Origin of the sequence: Microcoleus sp. w1-18aA5 (genome assembly GCF_036701705.1) — a bacterium.
Classification (GTDB): Bacteria; Cyanobacteriota; Cyanobacteriia; order Cyanobacteriales; family Microcoleaceae; genus Microcoleus.
The window spans coordinates 228,748-242,933 of the sequence record NZ_JAUPTE010000001.1; the positions used below are offsets into that span (position 1 = coordinate 228,748).

Below are 14,186 nucleotides of genomic sequence, written 5' to 3' on the forward strand. Positions count from 1 at the left end.
TTATTCCTGATTTTAAGCGTTATTGTATTGGGTCTATGTTAGTAATTCTAGAGAAGGTCTCTGTATATCTCGCCCCTTGCCAAGAGAATAATCTGACTGCGAGATATGGCAAATGTCCTGGCTATTTTTCTTTTCGATATGCCCTCACTTAAAAGATAGCGAATCTCCCGCACCTGTTCGGGTTGGAGTTTGCGGTGGACAGATATCTTGCCGGGAACGAAAGGAAAGCGGTTTTTTTCTATAGCATCGCGGGAGTTATCGGCGGGGGTTCCTTCCCACAAATGGTCTGGATTGACACAACCGCGATCGTCGCAACTGTGGCAAGCAAAATAACCGGGTTTGACAGGCCTTCCCAGTTTGTGTTCCAGTACCAGCCTGTGGGGATAGAAACTTTGATTTTTCCCATTAATCTTGATAGTTTTCACCGAGTAACCATCACTTCTTTTAGCCAAGGTACAAACCATGCAGCCGTTCGGCTGTATTTGGGCCCGAATACCGGGAATTATTTCTATGCCTCGCACTTGTTTTTGAGGTTGAGGAGCAGATGTACTTCCGACATCTTTAATACGTCCTTTCTTAAACCTATCTTGAGAATTTTCCAGTCTAGAACCTTCCCATAAATGGTTTGGATTAATGCAGTTGCGGACATCACAAGTGTGGCAAGCAAAGTATTCCGGTCTAATCGGACGACCTAAGATATTTTCTAATACTAAACGGTGGACAGTAAACGTTTTCCATTCACCGTTAATGCGAAGTCTTTTATTGGCATAGCCACTGCTAGATTTGGTTAGGGTAGAGATAATACAGCCCGTCGGCTGAACTTCACCAAAGATGCCCGGTATTACCTCTACTATGTTATCGTCCATCTGTGCAACTCCTACTTTGTTTAGGTGTTGGATTGGCATCCCCGCAGCGGTTTCAAGACTGCGAGGTTGCTTTTTGTCTGTCATCATTGCCACACTAACGTGCTTGTAAATCAGCCAGCAAAAAAAGCATTAGACAATTGATTACTGCCTTTCTGCTGTTTCTACTCGGAATCTTTCCACCGATGTCAAAAGGTCGCGAGCAACGCCCACCAAATTTTGCAAAGCACCCGAAACTCGCTGCGCTTCTTGGGAGGTTTCCTGAGCAGTTAGCTCGACTGCTTGCATCACACTGGCGACTGCGCGAGCTGTTTCGTTTTGCTCTACTGTGTCGGCAGTAATCGATCGCACTAGCACGTCAATTCGGTTAGTTACTTGAATGATATCTTCAAGCGATCGCTTCGCCTGTTCTGCCAATCTTGTCCCCTCAATAACCTGCTGGGTCCCTTCTTCCATCGCCGTCATTACCGCGCCGGTTTCGCTTTGAATTTGCATCACGATCTGTTCGATTTCTTTCAAAGACTTAGCCGATCGGTCTGCCAATTGTCGCACCTCATCTGCCACGATCGCGAAACCCCTGCCCGCTTCCCCAGCTCTCGCCGCCTCAATACTGGCGTTGAGGGCCAACAAATTCGTCCGGGAGGCGATCGTCGCAATTAAAGCCACAATCTTAGAAATTTCTTGAGAAGCTTCCGCCAACCTCTTGACTTTTCTCGTGGTTTCTGCTACTGTTTCGCGAATTTCCAAAATCCCGGCCACCGTCCGCTCCACAGCCTCGCCCCCTTTCAGAGCCGTTGCCGCCGCGCCCCTGGCCACTTCTTCCGCCTCTCTAGCGCTCTCTGCGACCCGCTGAATCGCATCGGTGAGGACTTGCACGGAATTCAGCGTTGCCGCCAGTTCCTCAGCTTGCCGCAGCGCATCGGAAGACAAATCGCCCGCAAACTTGGCACTATCCGTAGCGCCTTTGCTGACCTCCCGAGCCGCCTGCTTCACCTGATGGACAATTTCGCGCAGATTTTGAATTGTCAAGTTAAACGAGTCAGCAACAGCACCCAAAACGTCTGCGGTCACTTCTGCCGTCACCGTCAAGTCACCCCGGGCCGCTCCTTCCACGTCGTCTAGCAAGCGAATCACTTGGCGCTGCAAGTCTTCTTTTGCCTGTTCCTGCTCGTCAGACTTGCGCCTGGTATCGCTAATCGTGGTTTGGATGACCTTCGCCATGTGGTTGAATTTAGCAGCCATTTTGCCAAATTCATCTTCCGAGTAAACCGTAGCGCGAGCGTCCAAAGTTCCTTGAGATACGGCATCGAACTGAGCTTGCAAATTATCCGACGACTTGCGTACCTGCTTGGCGATCAACTGGCCGATGCCCCAAGAAGTTAAAAAGCTGGTAAAGCCTGCGGCTGCGGTCATTACCCAGCCTGTTTGGCGCAGGTAAACGATCGCCTCCGGTTTGTCTTGCCGCAGAGCTTGATAGGAGGCAATGTTGGTGACGAAAGCCACAGCTACCAGAGAAACCAGTCCCGCCCCGATTGCCGTGTACAACTGTTTTGTAAACAAAGGGGCATTTTCCAAGAAAGCCAGTCCCCCCTGTTCTACTGTTACCGAAGTATCGACTGCTTCTGTTTCGGTGGGAGAAAAACTCGACACAGACGCATCAGCCGGGCCGCTTATGCTAAATATTTCGTCATCCCGAATTGCTGAGCCATCGCTGTTGTCAAAGTCCAGGCTGCTGCCTGTCGTTCCCATCATGCCGCTGGTCGAGTTGCCGAAATTGGTGTTACCTCTAGTCAATATCGAACTGCTGGCATCTTCTGAGATATCAAAGTCAGGCAAATTTCCCAAATCGTCAAATTCGTCAAATTCGTCTAAAAAGTCGCTGTGTTCTTGAGCGTTCCCAGTTTTTGACGACCAGGCGCTGTTGTTCTTGTCGGACGCCCCGAAAGCTGTCGCTTGTTCGTTTTCGTCGAAAGAGAAAGAATCGCTAAAAGCGTCGTCTTCAAAAGCATCTAACTCGAAGTTGTCTCTAGAGCTAAATGCCGGGGGTTCCGAGTCGCTGTAACCGTTGCTGTTGGCGGAAGCTCGATCGACTGAATTAAATTGTCCCCGGCTCGACCTTTGACTTTGAGAGTTGGGGACAGCACCTCCCATCAACAGCGTTTCGTCTTCCGCCAGCGAATAGTTTGACGAGTAGTCCGACCCGTTATTCGGCTGTTTGTTTTGAGATCGAGAAGACCCCAAACCCGACGAGGGCATCGCCTCGGCAAAAGGGTCTTCCTCTTCTTCGGCATAGGGTGCGTTATGACCGTAATTTTGACCACTCTGGGGCGGGGATTGGTAGTCGTAGTCGGAGTTATCGTCGAATTCGTCTGGCAAATCGAGCGCAGCAAAAGGTTCGCCCAAATTGTCCGAGGGCGCGATGGGGGAGTCTAGTGGGTTCGAGTCGAAGGAATTCCCGACTTCTGAAGAGGCAAAACTTTGACCGTTGAGCATCTGAGTCGGAGCTTCGGAAAACGAATCTCCTGAGTAAGGTGCGCTTGAACCAGACACTTTGCTGCTAGACAAGTCAGCAGCATCAAACCCTCCATCATCTAAGGCAAAAGGGTCTCCAAAGTCCGAGTCGGCAAATTCGTCTATCTCTAGGGAGCCGGAGTTCTCAGCATAAGCTGCCATTCCGCCGCTGTCGCCACCAAAGGGGTTAGAATGTGAGGCTAAATCTGGGACTGAGCCTGCGCCATCGTCGTCTTCTGGTTCCCACCCCAAGCCACTCATCCCCAAGTCAGCCAAGTCCTCGTTTTCCATGTCGTCTGGGGATTGACTTCTATAGGAAAGGGATGGTGAATTTCCTTGGAAAAGTCCTAAATCCGGGTCTTCTAAACCTTCATCAATAGATAAGTCTGGATAAAATTCTAATTCCGTTTCAGCAGACAAAGCCTCGAAATTTTCCGTTTGCAGCTCTCCAGATAAAAATTGGTCAGTGTAGGTAATTCCGCTGTGAGCGTGTTCCACCAAACTCTGGTCATCACTCAGGCCTAGCACAACCGTGTACTGTTCCCGCGCCACCTCATACTGTTGCAGTCCGTAGCAGTAAATGTGTCCGCACAGCAGGCGAGCGCTGGGGTCTTCGGGAAAATCTTCTACTAATTGATAAACTAGGGCTGCGGCTTCTGAATAATTGCCATCCATGTAGGCCGCTTCTGCCCGTTGGTAGTCCTGCTGAAAGTTGGTACTTGTTGCCATTTGCCGCCCTCTTTGGATTTTAGATTTTAGATTTGAGATTTTTGATTTTTATCTTGAATTGAATGTTTAGATGCGCGCCTCAAGTCGTGTGACTGTTGATGGTTAGACCTCAATCGAAAATCGCAAATCGCAAATCTAAAATCGATTTCACGCTGCCCACCGCGCCGAGCGCAGAATTTTCACTTGATCTAGCAGTCGGAGCACTTTCTGAGCTGGTGCACCTAACATCCATTCTCCCCTCAGAAATGGAATCATGCCGTCTGGTGCATTGTTCTGAGAGTGCAGTTGCTCTACGTCGAGCCAGTCCATCCCCACAATTCGATCGACTGCCAGCCCCAAAATCGTGTCTTGGTCTTCCACAGCCACGATCGGGATTTCGGGTCTATCTGTGTTCAGAGGTGTTTGGTCTCCCAGAAATTGGCCGAGGTCTGCCACCCAAATCACTCGTCCTCTCATATTTAGCGTACCTAAAAGCAAAGAGGAAACGTTGGGGATCGGTGTCATGCGGTCTGGGGAAGGGGATAGTACCTCTCTAATCCCTGTCGCCGGCAGAGCGAACTCGTTCCCCGAAGGAACGTAGAACCGCAGGTGCAGCTCGCCTTCGGGAGTTTCTAGTTCTTGGAATTCCGGAGCCGGATCTACACCTAGTCCTGGTAATATAAAGTCTGGGCTACCGCTAATCATAATTCTGACACCTGCATTTCTAGCAAATTGTTGAGGTTTCCCGCCAAGAAAAACTTGATCGAAACTTCGATGGTCGAAACTTGACACAGCCAAGCTTGACACAGCCAAGGGGTGAATGGCGCTACTGCCGGAGGTACTTGGCAATAAATTTGTTCCGTCAATAATTGACTGCCATCAATAAATTCGCGCGACCAATGCTTACAAATTAGCTCAAATAGAGTACGAACAATTAATTTGAAACCCCTAGAGCTTGACTTTGTAATCCCACCGCCGTCTCCATTGGTAAAACTCTGGGTAATTTCTGCGATGAATGCTAAACCGATACTCGGATTAGCGAGGAGTTGTTGACATGGCTGGTGTCGCGACAATCATGAACGGAGTCACTTAAGACTGACAATTGCACTCTCTGACTTTGTACAGAAATACCTAGCAATAAGTAGCTCTGTACATCAGTTTTTCGGAGCGGCTACAAGTGGAGAACAAGTATATTATATTTGCACTTTGAGCGTGTTAGACCACTTGGGTCTAGAAATTGAACAGAGTTTTACCGACGCCCTTATGCCAGGGCGCGGATTAATACATTCTAGTTTATGGTGCGATCGCCAATAGTACCCCCAGCTTTCTCTTTGTGGTGACCGAGACTTGAGCTAACCGCAGGTACAAAAAAGCTCCCATCCTGCCATCGGTGCGAAAGTTATTTTTCTTCTAATTGGTCTTCTAGCGATCGGTCTAATAATCTTTCTGAGAGATTGACCCGAGGGTAGCCCGGACCCACATATTTTTCTACCAGCATCAATAACTCGCTTTCACCAAAAGGTTTGGTGTAAAAGTCTGTAGCTCCGGCCATGCGGGCTTTAACGCGGTCGATAAATCCGTCGATGCCCGTCAGCATCACGATCGGCGTCTGCCGGAAAGCGCTCGAACTACGCAGCATAGCGCAAATTTCGTAGCCGTCGAGTTCCGGCATGGCGATATCACACAGAATTAAATCGGGTTTGAGTGGAAACACCAAACTCAGGGCTTGGAGGGGATTGCCGATCGTAGTAGCTTCGTAACCGTGTTCATTTAAAATTGACTCGACTGTTTTGCGAATAGTATTGTCGTCGTCAATACAGACAACTCTCGGAACCTTGGTTTCTGGGGATGACCATTCTTTTTTATTGTTGGCCGGGGCAACAGAGGGTTCGTAAAATACTTGCACCAATCCCTGCTGCACAAAGGGGTAAATCGCCTTAGCGACAGTGAGCACGTCTCGGTTGAGGTAGCGCGCCATTTGGCGGATCGAAGTGTGCCCATCGGCCCAGCGTCGGAGAGTATTAAAGGTATTGACAGGCAGCGCGACTCGCAGCTCGGAGGGGTCTGAAATCACCGGACATTGGTTGGGCGACTGAATGTGAGGGTGAAACTGCTTCCACTGCTGCACCTGTTTGACAATCTTGGCCAGCAGGGAGCTAATTTCTAAGCTGGTCAGTTGAGGAGCCAAAGCTGGGCCCATTTCAAAAGTGAAGGAACCCTGGTGGAGACTGAGCAAGTCAAATAGGGTTTCGTGGATCATGCTCTGGATGATGTTGCGCCCTTGAGCTGGGGTGAGGATGTGGTTTTCTAGCAGGGCCCATAGGTAGCCGTATTCTGGGGCATTGGTAGATGCCATATAGGGAACTTGGATTTTGTCGAGGGCGGTATCTGCTTTGTAGCGGCGCAGGTAGTCGCGCAACCGAAACAAACTGCCCGCACTCTGGGTAGCGTAAATAATCTGACCGTTGAAGCAGAAGACATACCAGGATTGTCCTGCAAGGGAGCGCGGGGTAGGTTGAGTACCCGTGCTGCTGCCGGTGGAGGTGTAGGCCTCTACGAACAGTTCTCCGGTTCGCTGACCTAACTCAATCAATTGCAGGATGCTGCGGATGTCTATTTCACTCAAATTTCCCTGCATGCAGCTAAAGTATCCTCCTTAAAACCGTTGGCGTCTGAGCTCGGAAAGACTGTGTGCTGGCGAAAAGATTGACTTTAGTTTCCGTCAATAATTTACGCGCTGATGCCGATCTCACAATTGGGCATTGACGAAAGGGCGATACTTGCTGCCGATCCTCGGCCGCGCTACCAGTCCACAAGCTGAAACCGCGAAACTCGCGGCATTCTCTAAGTGTAGAGTTTCACATTGTATTCCCACGGCATTGCCTAAACTCGTAGAATCCACATTGCACGATTGCACGGGTTCTTCGAGTGTGCAACACTGGCATTCCCGACTGGTTCAAGTCTTCGATCGCCAAAGTTTTGAAGTTTTTGCCTGAGTATGCCGTCAGTTTCTCCAGCACATCTTGGCGTAGGTCAACTTCAAAATACCGAGGATTCTCTGGTTTTACCGCTGCTACCAGCAGCAAGTGCCGATCGATCCCCTATGGGAACTTGAGGCTAGTCTGTTGGGTTGGATGAGTTGCGATCGAGGTTTTTTTTGGGTTTGCCACAGCCCTAAAATCAGGTGCAGTCAAAATGAACCTTTGTTGGCAATTGTCAGGAAAACCCTCAGTGCCGATCGACCTTTTTGCTCGCCCGCGGCGAGCGTCATAGGCTCGCGTCATTACCCTATTCTAAGGCAGCGCGGTTCAAATCCCTAGTCCGCCGAACCCCGGCGCCGGCTTGGGGCCGCAACGGCTTTTCTCACGATCGACCCATAACTAAAGCTTTGTCAAATCAATAGAAAGTTTTGGATCGAAACGCCAGAGGCAAGCCCTGGGCTAACGACATGGGGATTTAGACTTGGGGATCAGTCGGTAGGGACTTTTAAGTCTCGTGAAACGATTGTGTTGCTAAAACCAGAGTGGTATAATTGGCCCAGAGCCATTCGCCAGAGTAAGAATAACTTTCAACCCATTGAAATATCCAAGAGGGCGAGCAACCCCGGCAACGCACTAATCCTATTAATTCGGAATAGTTAACGGGGAAATAAGTGCAGCATAGGTCACGTTCAACCTTAAAAATATGAATAACTCAGCAAGTCTGCGCTCCTGGAGAAGTAAAGTTCTTTGAGTGAGTAGAGGGATATTTGAATGTCCCGTTGTCGTCTTGAACGTGGGCAAGAATCCCCCGGCTTTAGAGGTAGGGAGGTTCAAGGACTGACCTTTTTCAGGTTTGGGCTATGGCAGTCTCCGAAGTTTTGCTAGTCTTTAATCAAGCGGCATTGGTACTGCTCTCTCATTCCTCCAGACAACTGGCGGCGGCTGTACTTTCTGGAAGTTCTCCCGTGAGGGCGTGCTATGCGTGAGTGCTGAAGAAAAGTTAGAAAAAAATGCTATCCCCCGATTGGGTAAACGATACCAAAAAGTAAGACTTAAGTGGCAAAAAGTTATCATTACTTGCCTATACTTGTTTACTTTAGGTAAGTTGACTAAAGATCACACGCAGTGTTATGTTTAGTCAAGAACCTTTGGCTTAAGGGGGATAGCCTACTTATGTTGGAATTAGCCGTCTACCCAACAGCGTAGGAAGTAAACACCACTTATCTTTTAAGCCTTTAAGTAACTTAAAGTAAGTTGGGATAGGTTTTACGAAGCAGAGGACTATTAGTGTGCTGTATCTAGCGGAAGTACAAAAACAGAAAAGCGGCTTTGGTCTCGGTGGCGGTAAGGCTGAACTGAAACTGCTAGCTTGTCAGCGGGGCGAACATAACTGGAGCGCCGTACCAGGCGATGACGGGATCCCAGTTGAGGAAGCTAATAAGTTTAACGACGGCACGCTGGTGCTGGTTGAGTTGAGCGCTAGCAAGCAAGTGCAGCGGATTCAGGAGGCGGCCCGCCAGTTGGTGAGCATTCTGCAAAATTTCTCGCGATTGCAGGACAAGTTTAAGGATAAGGAAGAGGAAATTGAACAGTGGAAGGCTTCTCTGACGTTTTCGAGTCAGGAACTCAATCGCCGGGAAATGGAAATGCAAGCCCGCGAAGAGCAGTTGGCTCAAATGGAAGAGGAGTTGGAGCGGCTGGAAGCTCAGCGCTCGGAAATTGAAAATACTAGAGATGAAGCTAACCGATTGCGAGAAGAAGTCGATCGCAGTCGCGTGGAAATTGAGACGGCTTGGGAACAGTTACGGGGCGAGCAGCAACGGGTGGCCCAGCAGCAGTCTGAGGTTCCGCAGGGGGCAGTAGTTGATGAGCAGCAGACGCAGAGGATTCAGGAGTTGATGCAGAAGCTGGGAGGGGCAATTGCTTCGGCCCACGGGGTGCGGGAACAACTGAATCAGTCTTTTAGTGCCGTGGGCGCTCAGCAGGCAATTCTGGATCAGCACTGGCAGCAGTTGGAGCAAAAACAAAGCATAGCTCAACAGCAACAAGAAGAGGTCGATCGACAAAATCAGAGCCTCCAAAACCGCTGGCAAGAGTGGTACCAATCTCAAGAAGCTTTGGCCGGGGCTCGGGCGGAGCTTAAAGGGCAGCAAAGTACCCTCAGCGCTAAGCAGGACCAGGCTCGATCTGTGTCTTTGCAGGTGCGGGCTGTTGAGGATATTTACCAGCAAGTTTCCAGTCTCGCATCTGCTTCGGGTGCTGCGGGTACGGAGCAGAAAGTAGATGTGTCAGCTTTGGAGAAGATGCCTGTTGATGAGTTACAGGGGCTGGTGCAACACCTGCAACAGGATTTGGAAAAGGTGTTCCGGTTTGTTAACGATCAAGAGGAGGAGTTGACTCTGCAGCGGGAGACAATCGAGGAGCTGCAAGAGAAAATTCAAGCTGCTAGCGAGTACGATCGCATGGCTTTGGAAAATGAAATGGCAGATGAACTCGAAAGTTATCAGATGTTAAACGAAACTCTGGTGGGACAGCGCCTCCGGTTGCAGGAACGGGAAGATGTTTTAAAGCAGCATCAGGCGGTGCTGTGGCGGCGGCTGGGTACTGCTAATGCTCCAAAACAAGAGCGAGGAGATATTGATTTGGGGCCTATTGTCGCACAGCTCAATACTCAGCGGGAGCAGCAAAGCCAAGAATTGCAAAGACTGGAAAACGAAATTCAGCAGGTGCGGGAAGCCTTATCCCAAATTGAGGCAAATGTCAACCGCCAAAATGGGGAAAGTGAGGCGAAACGCTACGAACTCAAGCAGTTAGAGCAGAATTTGTTCAACCAGAAAGGTGCAGTGGCGCAACTATGGGGCAGAGTGAATGTTTATCAAGAAATGTTGCAGCCGGTGCAGGACAATTTGACTGCGCTACGCCAAAAGCTCGAAGCGGCGGCGGGGGAACTCGATCGCGTGCAGCAGACAGGAGAGGAGCAAGATCGGGTAGTTTCCGATTTGCGACAAGTCCTTTCGGGTTTGATCACAGCTTAAAATTTAATATCTAAAATTATCGAAGGGTGTTCGACTCGACCGATCGCTCCTCCAGGAAATGGATCGGTTTGCGATCGGTTGGGCGCTACGATTAAGCTGGTTAGTTTTTCTACGCTTTCAAAACTCGATGCCGATGGCAATATTTGTTGCAGTAGTTGCCGCATTGCCCGTCGCTGTAGTGCCAGGGGTGCTTCCCGCAATATCGGGCGATTTAACTTGACGGGAAGTTGAAAATTCACCTGGGGGCTGTCTGCAATTGGAGACATTGCTCGCTTTAGCAAGTCGCTGGCTGCAAGTTCGAGATATTCTACATCGGCGCGGAGGAGTTCGGCTGTTTGAGCTAGGGCTTGTTGGGCTTTTGGGTTGAAATGAGTTTCCAAATAGGGCAATAATTCCGATCGAATCCGGTTGCGACTATATTGCAAGTCTTGATTTGTGGAATCTTCCCAAATGGGTAGTTTTTGCTCTTGACAAAATTGACCTGTTTGCGAGCGAGTTATTTCGAGCAAGGGACGAACTAAATAGATTTTAGATTTTAGATTTTGGATTTTCGATGGGGAATTGTCATCCTGATTTTCCCATCTAAAATCGGCAGATATTTGGGAGTTGGGATTTTCGCCGGAATTCCCCAGTCTAAAATCTAAAATCGGCAATCCAAAATCGAGCAGGGGCCGCCTCCAGGTAAGGGCGGAAAGTCCATCGGCGCCACTGCCGCGAATCAGGTTGTAGAGGAGGGTTTCGGCGCGATCGCTGGCTGTGTGGCCTGTAACAATGTAGGGGTAGTTGTGGGCGATCGCAATTTCGGTTAAAGCTTGATATCGCCACTGTCTGGCCGCTGCTTCTGTTTTGGGGATGTCCGAGGCTGTTTCCAAATAGTAGGATATTCCCCAGTTTTTAGCTAATTGTTCTACATGATTGGCCGAGGCTTCCGAGTCAGAACGCCAACGATGATCGCAGTGAACAATCGCTAGGTTCCACCCCCATTTTGGCTGCAAATCTAGCAGTAATTTAATTAAACACAGAGAATCTTGTCCGCCGGATACTGCTACTAGCAATCGCTGATTTGAGGGCAATATTTGTCTGTACAGCAGCGTCCTGTGCAGTTGAGCGTGCAGGTGCGTCCAATTGGAAGATTCAGCCATGAGAGCAGTTTTTCATTAAGCAAAAATCAGGAAGTTAGGAAACGAGCAGTGTCCGGGATTTAACGGAGGGATTTTAAGCAAAGAAGGGGAAGCATCCCCCTCTCCCAATCTCTCAATCTTTGCCTTTTTAGCTCCACATTCCTATATTTTGGGGGTCGCGGTCGGGATACCTTGAAATAGGAAAATGATTACTTATTTCTGTTGAGTCACATTGATTTAATGGCTCATCTATATTGGTTTGATTTGAGCTAGCTACGGCGTAGTTTTGCACGGTATCTGATCTTTCTGCAGCGGCAGGAAGGGCTTTTTGTTCTTTAATTTCCGCTTCAAGCGGAATGAACTCCAGACGCATTCTAAGTTTTCCTTTAGTCCAATCTTTGCCAGCACTTAAGAACTCGCAATCCAGACCATCTGAAAATAATTTTTCGTCTACCAATTTCGCCTGCATAATGGCCATAAATTCGCTGACTTTGAATGTACATTGATACATCAAAGCGCTGGTAGGGGCAGACACCACATCGTCTTCTCGGGGAAATATTGGCGATTCGTCCATATTAATTGTCGTTATTTTAATGAAGGAAGGAAGTTCGGCAACGGATTTTGTAACGGATGTGAGGAAGAGCGAAGTTATAAGAAGGAAGAAGGCCATTCGACTTCGCGATCTGGTAAAAAAAGGGAAGAAGGAAGAGGGAGTTGATTATTAGAAACTCGCTGGTTGAGTAAGGTGGGAATTGCCCACCCTACAACCGGAGATGATATTAATCCCGATTCTTTGACTTATCCTGTTCTTCTGTGGCCCATTGGTGGATCAGGAATTAGAAAAACCAACCGTAGGAATGTAAACCTTTGCCTAACAGATTAACGCCTAGATAGCAAATCCAAACTACCACAAAACCTGTGGCGGCTAAAATTGCTGGGCGTCTTCCCTGCCAGCCGCGAGTAATGCGGGCGTGCAGGTAGGCAGCAAATACCAACCAAGTAATTAGTGCCCAAGTTTCTTTCGGGTCCCAACTCCAGTATGATCCCCAAGCTTCGTTAGCCCAAACCGCACCGGCAATAATGCCAACTGTCAGTAAAGGGAATCCTAAACCGATGATGCGATAGCTAATGTTATCAAGAGTTTCTGCTAGATTCAAGCGCTGGGGCGATAGAAGTTCTGCGGTTTGAGTTGGGGCGGTTGATGCGGTTTGAACGGTGGCTAATTCGAGCACTGCGGTGGTGCCTAAACCGTTATTGTTGGAGTTGAAAGAGGGTTCGCTGAAAACTAAGGCGCTGTCGGCGCTGGTTTCTGCATTTTGAAGTTCGGGGTTTTGAGGGCGTTGGAGGCGGTAGTTGCCGTTGCGGTTGCTGTTGGTGCCGAAGGAACTACCGGTGAGTTCGATTTTTTGGCCGCGGGTGACGATTAAAAAGGCGATCGCCAGTAACGCTCCTACCATTAAAGTTGAGTAACTGAGCATCATGACGCTAACGTGCATCATCAGCCAGTTTGATTTGAGGGCGGGTACTAGGGGCTCTGCAGACTGCATGGTGGCGGGCAGAGTCAGGGCTGCAAAGGCGGATATTGCCATTGCTACGGGGGATGTGGCTACTCCTACTAAGCGGGAACGACTCATGTTTTCCGCGACTAGGTGGATGGCGGTGATTCCCCAAACTAGGAAAAATAGGGATTCGTAGAGATTGCTTAAGGGGAAGTAGCCGGCTTCTATCCATCGAGAACCGAGTAAAGCGGCGATCGATAGGTTGGCGACGGCCATTCCTGCGGTTCCTAGGGCTGATAGGTAGGGAATGCCGGGGAATGCTGCGCCAACCCAGTAAATGAGCATTGTGGAGAACAAAACGGCAAAGGAGATGTTGTCCAGCCAGTTCTGGAGTACGACCAGATCCATAAAAATTACTCCGGTAGTGTTTTTACTTATTTTTGCTAACTAGATCGATCGTACTGGCGTTGGGCAGTTTTGGGTTTGAGATTTTGAATTTTTGTGGCAATTCTGAGTTTTTGGCGGTTGTTGAGGTACGGGCGGGCGATCGCGCGGACGCATCAAACAAGCTACTATTGACCCACCAGACGAGTGTCACCCCGTCAAGTCACGCTTGTTGATTCTGGCTGAGGGCTTGAGGTTGGACGAGTTCCCAGTAAGGAAACACGGAATGCTGATGGGCGAAATTCGATCGCCGATTAACAAAATTAGGACTTACGCAGAGGGGGGCAGAAACGGGGTTTTTTTAGGAAAATCCTTCGTTCGTACTCGAAGATTAAGTAAAAAACCCCGTTTCTTTGTCGGGAGTGCGTCTAGGACTGAAAATATAGGATGTTTTTTGATCTGGGGCTATCTGGAATCCTTTAGAATTGATTGAGCTGATTACCCATTTGCTGTTTTTGCAACCAGCAAAAAAACGGAAGCCCCCGACAACCGTTGTGGATACTCCCCAAATTTTAGACTAAAGCTCAACCTCCCAGATTTATCAAGGCGAGTCAAATCTAAAATCTAAAATCTAAAATCGACTGAGGGTTCTAGCAGTTGCATAGGTTAGAGGAGATGTTGGGTTAATGCGTCGAGATTCAATATTTTACAAGTTATTTCAAGAAGCTCCGACGCTGCTGTTTGAGCTATTGGAAGAGTCACCATCGAATGCGGAACAGTATCGATTTGACTCCGTGGCGGTGAAGGAACCGAAGTTTGAAATTGATGGGGTGTTTTTGCCGCCGGATGCTGAGCCGGGAGTTGTATATTTCTGTGAGGTGCAGTTTCAGCGGGATGAATTGTTGTATGAGCGATTGTTTGGTGAGTCGTTTTTGTATTTTTATCGCAACCGTCAGCGATTTACAGATTGGGAAGCGGTGGTAATTTATCCGAGTCGATCGACTGAACAATAGACCTCTTGCGAAAGTCTCAGACGAGCGCTAGTTTGTCTTCAAAAAAAGTTCATAATTATAAATACCAGCGA

General features: G+C 48.8%; 11 protein-coding genes. 3 read left to right on the forward strand and 8 right to left on the reverse strand.

The window, feature by feature from the left end:
- Nucleotides 1-47: 47 nt before the first annotated feature.
- The 5 genes from Q5691_RS01035 to Q5691_RS01055 all read right to left on the reverse strand — a co-directional run bounded on the left by Q5691_RS01035 (nucleotide 48) and on the right by Q5691_RS01055 (nucleotide 6,720).
- On the reverse strand, nucleotides 48-866 hold the full coding sequence (locus tag Q5691_RS01035; protein WP_333343754.1) for an HNH endonuclease: 819 nt from the start codon (nucleotides 864-866) through the stop codon (nucleotides 48-50).
- A gap of 141 nt (nucleotides 867-1,007) precedes the next feature.
- On the reverse strand, nucleotides 1,008-4,103 hold the full coding sequence (locus Q5691_RS01040; RefSeq protein ID WP_333210281.1) for a methyl-accepting chemotaxis protein: 3,096 nt from the start codon (nucleotides 4,101-4,103) through the stop codon (nucleotides 1,008-1,010).
- Between the two features lie 147 nt (nucleotides 4,104-4,250).
- Nucleotides 4,251-4,784, reverse strand: coding sequence for a chemotaxis protein CheW (locus Q5691_RS01045; protein WP_039887356.1), 534 nt, complete (start codon nucleotides 4,782-4,784; stop codon nucleotides 4,251-4,253).
- Complete coding sequence (locus Q5691_RS01050; protein WP_333210282.1) at nucleotides 4,784-5,155, reverse strand: hypothetical protein; 372 nt, start codon at nucleotides 5,153-5,155, stop codon at nucleotides 4,784-4,786. Before Q5691_RS01050 ends, Q5691_RS01045 begins: the two co-directional genes overlap by 1 nt.
- Nucleotides 5,156-5,481: 326 nt before the next feature.
- Nucleotides 5,482-6,720 (reverse strand): response regulator, encoded by a 1,239-nt coding sequence (locus Q5691_RS01055; RefSeq protein WP_333210283.1) that lies wholly within the window; start codon nucleotides 6,718-6,720, stop codon nucleotides 5,482-5,484.
- A 1,203-nt stretch (nucleotides 6,721-7,923) separates the two neighbouring features.
- Here Q5691_RS01055 and Q5691_RS01060 point away from each other — a divergent pair.
- A complete protein-coding gene (locus Q5691_RS01060; RefSeq protein ID WP_333210285.1) occupies nucleotides 7,924-8,049 on the forward strand; it encodes a hypothetical protein in 126 nt (41 codons plus the stop codon).
- A gap of 303 nt (nucleotides 8,050-8,352) precedes the next feature.
- A complete protein-coding gene (hmpF, locus tag Q5691_RS01065) occupies nucleotides 8,353-10,098 on the forward strand; it encodes a pilus motility taxis protein HmpF (RefSeq protein ID WP_333210287.1) in 1,746 nt (581 codons plus the stop codon).
- Here the strand turns inward: hmpF and tilS are convergent.
- The 3 genes from tilS to ccsB all read right to left on the reverse strand — a co-directional run bounded on the left by tilS (nucleotide 10,095) and on the right by ccsB (nucleotide 13,126).
- Nucleotides 10,095-11,240, reverse strand: a complete 1,146-nt coding sequence (tilS, locus tag Q5691_RS01070) for a tRNA lysidine(34) synthetase TilS (protein ID WP_333343755.1) — start codon at nucleotides 11,238-11,240, stop codon at nucleotides 10,095-10,097. The genes hmpF and tilS overlap by 4 nt on opposite strands.
- 127 nt (nucleotides 11,241-11,367) lie before the next feature.
- Nucleotides 11,368-11,889, reverse strand: coding sequence for a KGK domain-containing protein (locus Q5691_RS01075; protein ID WP_333343756.1), 522 nt, complete (start codon nucleotides 11,887-11,889; stop codon nucleotides 11,368-11,370).
- A 166-nt stretch (nucleotides 11,890-12,055) separates the two neighbouring features.
- Complete coding sequence (gene ccsB, locus Q5691_RS01080) at nucleotides 12,056-13,126, reverse strand: c-type cytochrome biogenesis protein CcsB (RefSeq protein WP_333210291.1); 1,071 nt, start codon at nucleotides 13,124-13,126, stop codon at nucleotides 12,056-12,058.
- Nucleotides 13,127-13,788: 662 nt separating this feature from the next.
- Here ccsB and Q5691_RS01085 point away from each other — a divergent pair.
- A complete protein-coding gene (locus Q5691_RS01085) occupies nucleotides 13,789-14,115 on the forward strand; it encodes a DUF2887 domain-containing protein (protein ID WP_333343757.1) in 327 nt (108 codons plus the stop codon).
- Nucleotides 14,116-14,186 lie beyond the last annotated feature (71 nt).

Excerpts from the sequence above, each read along its gene's own strand:
- Q5691_RS01060 (WP_333210285.1), top strand. The coding sequence starts at position 7,924 with ATGGCAGTCTCCGAAGTTTTGCTAGTCTTTAATCAAGCGGCATTGGTA.
- Q5691_RS01055 (WP_333210283.1), bottom strand. The coding sequence starts at position 6,720 with ATGCAGGGAAATTTGAGTGAAATAGACATCCGCAGCATCCTGCAATTG.
- ccsB (WP_333210291.1), bottom strand. The coding sequence starts at position 13,126 with ATGGATCTGGTCGTACTCCAGAACTGGCTGGACAACATCTCCTTTGCC.
- Q5691_RS01085 (WP_333343757.1), top strand. The coding sequence starts at position 13,789 with ATGCGTCGAGATTCAATATTTTACAAGTTATTTCAAGAAGCTCCGACG.
- Q5691_RS01040 (WP_333210281.1), bottom strand. The coding sequence starts at position 4,103 with ATGGCAACAAGTACCAACTTTCAGCAGGACTACCAACGGGCAGAAGCG.
- Q5691_RS01075 (WP_333343756.1), bottom strand. The coding sequence starts at position 11,889 with ATGGCCTTCTTCCTTCTTATAACTTCGCTCTTCCTCACATCCGTTACA.
- Q5691_RS01035 (WP_333343754.1), bottom strand. The coding sequence starts at position 866 with ATGGACGATAACATAGTAGAGGTAATACCGGGCATCTTTGGTGAAGTT.
- tilS (WP_333343755.1), bottom strand. The coding sequence starts at position 11,240 with ATGGCTGAATCTTCCAATTGGACGCACCTGCACGCTCAACTGCACAGG.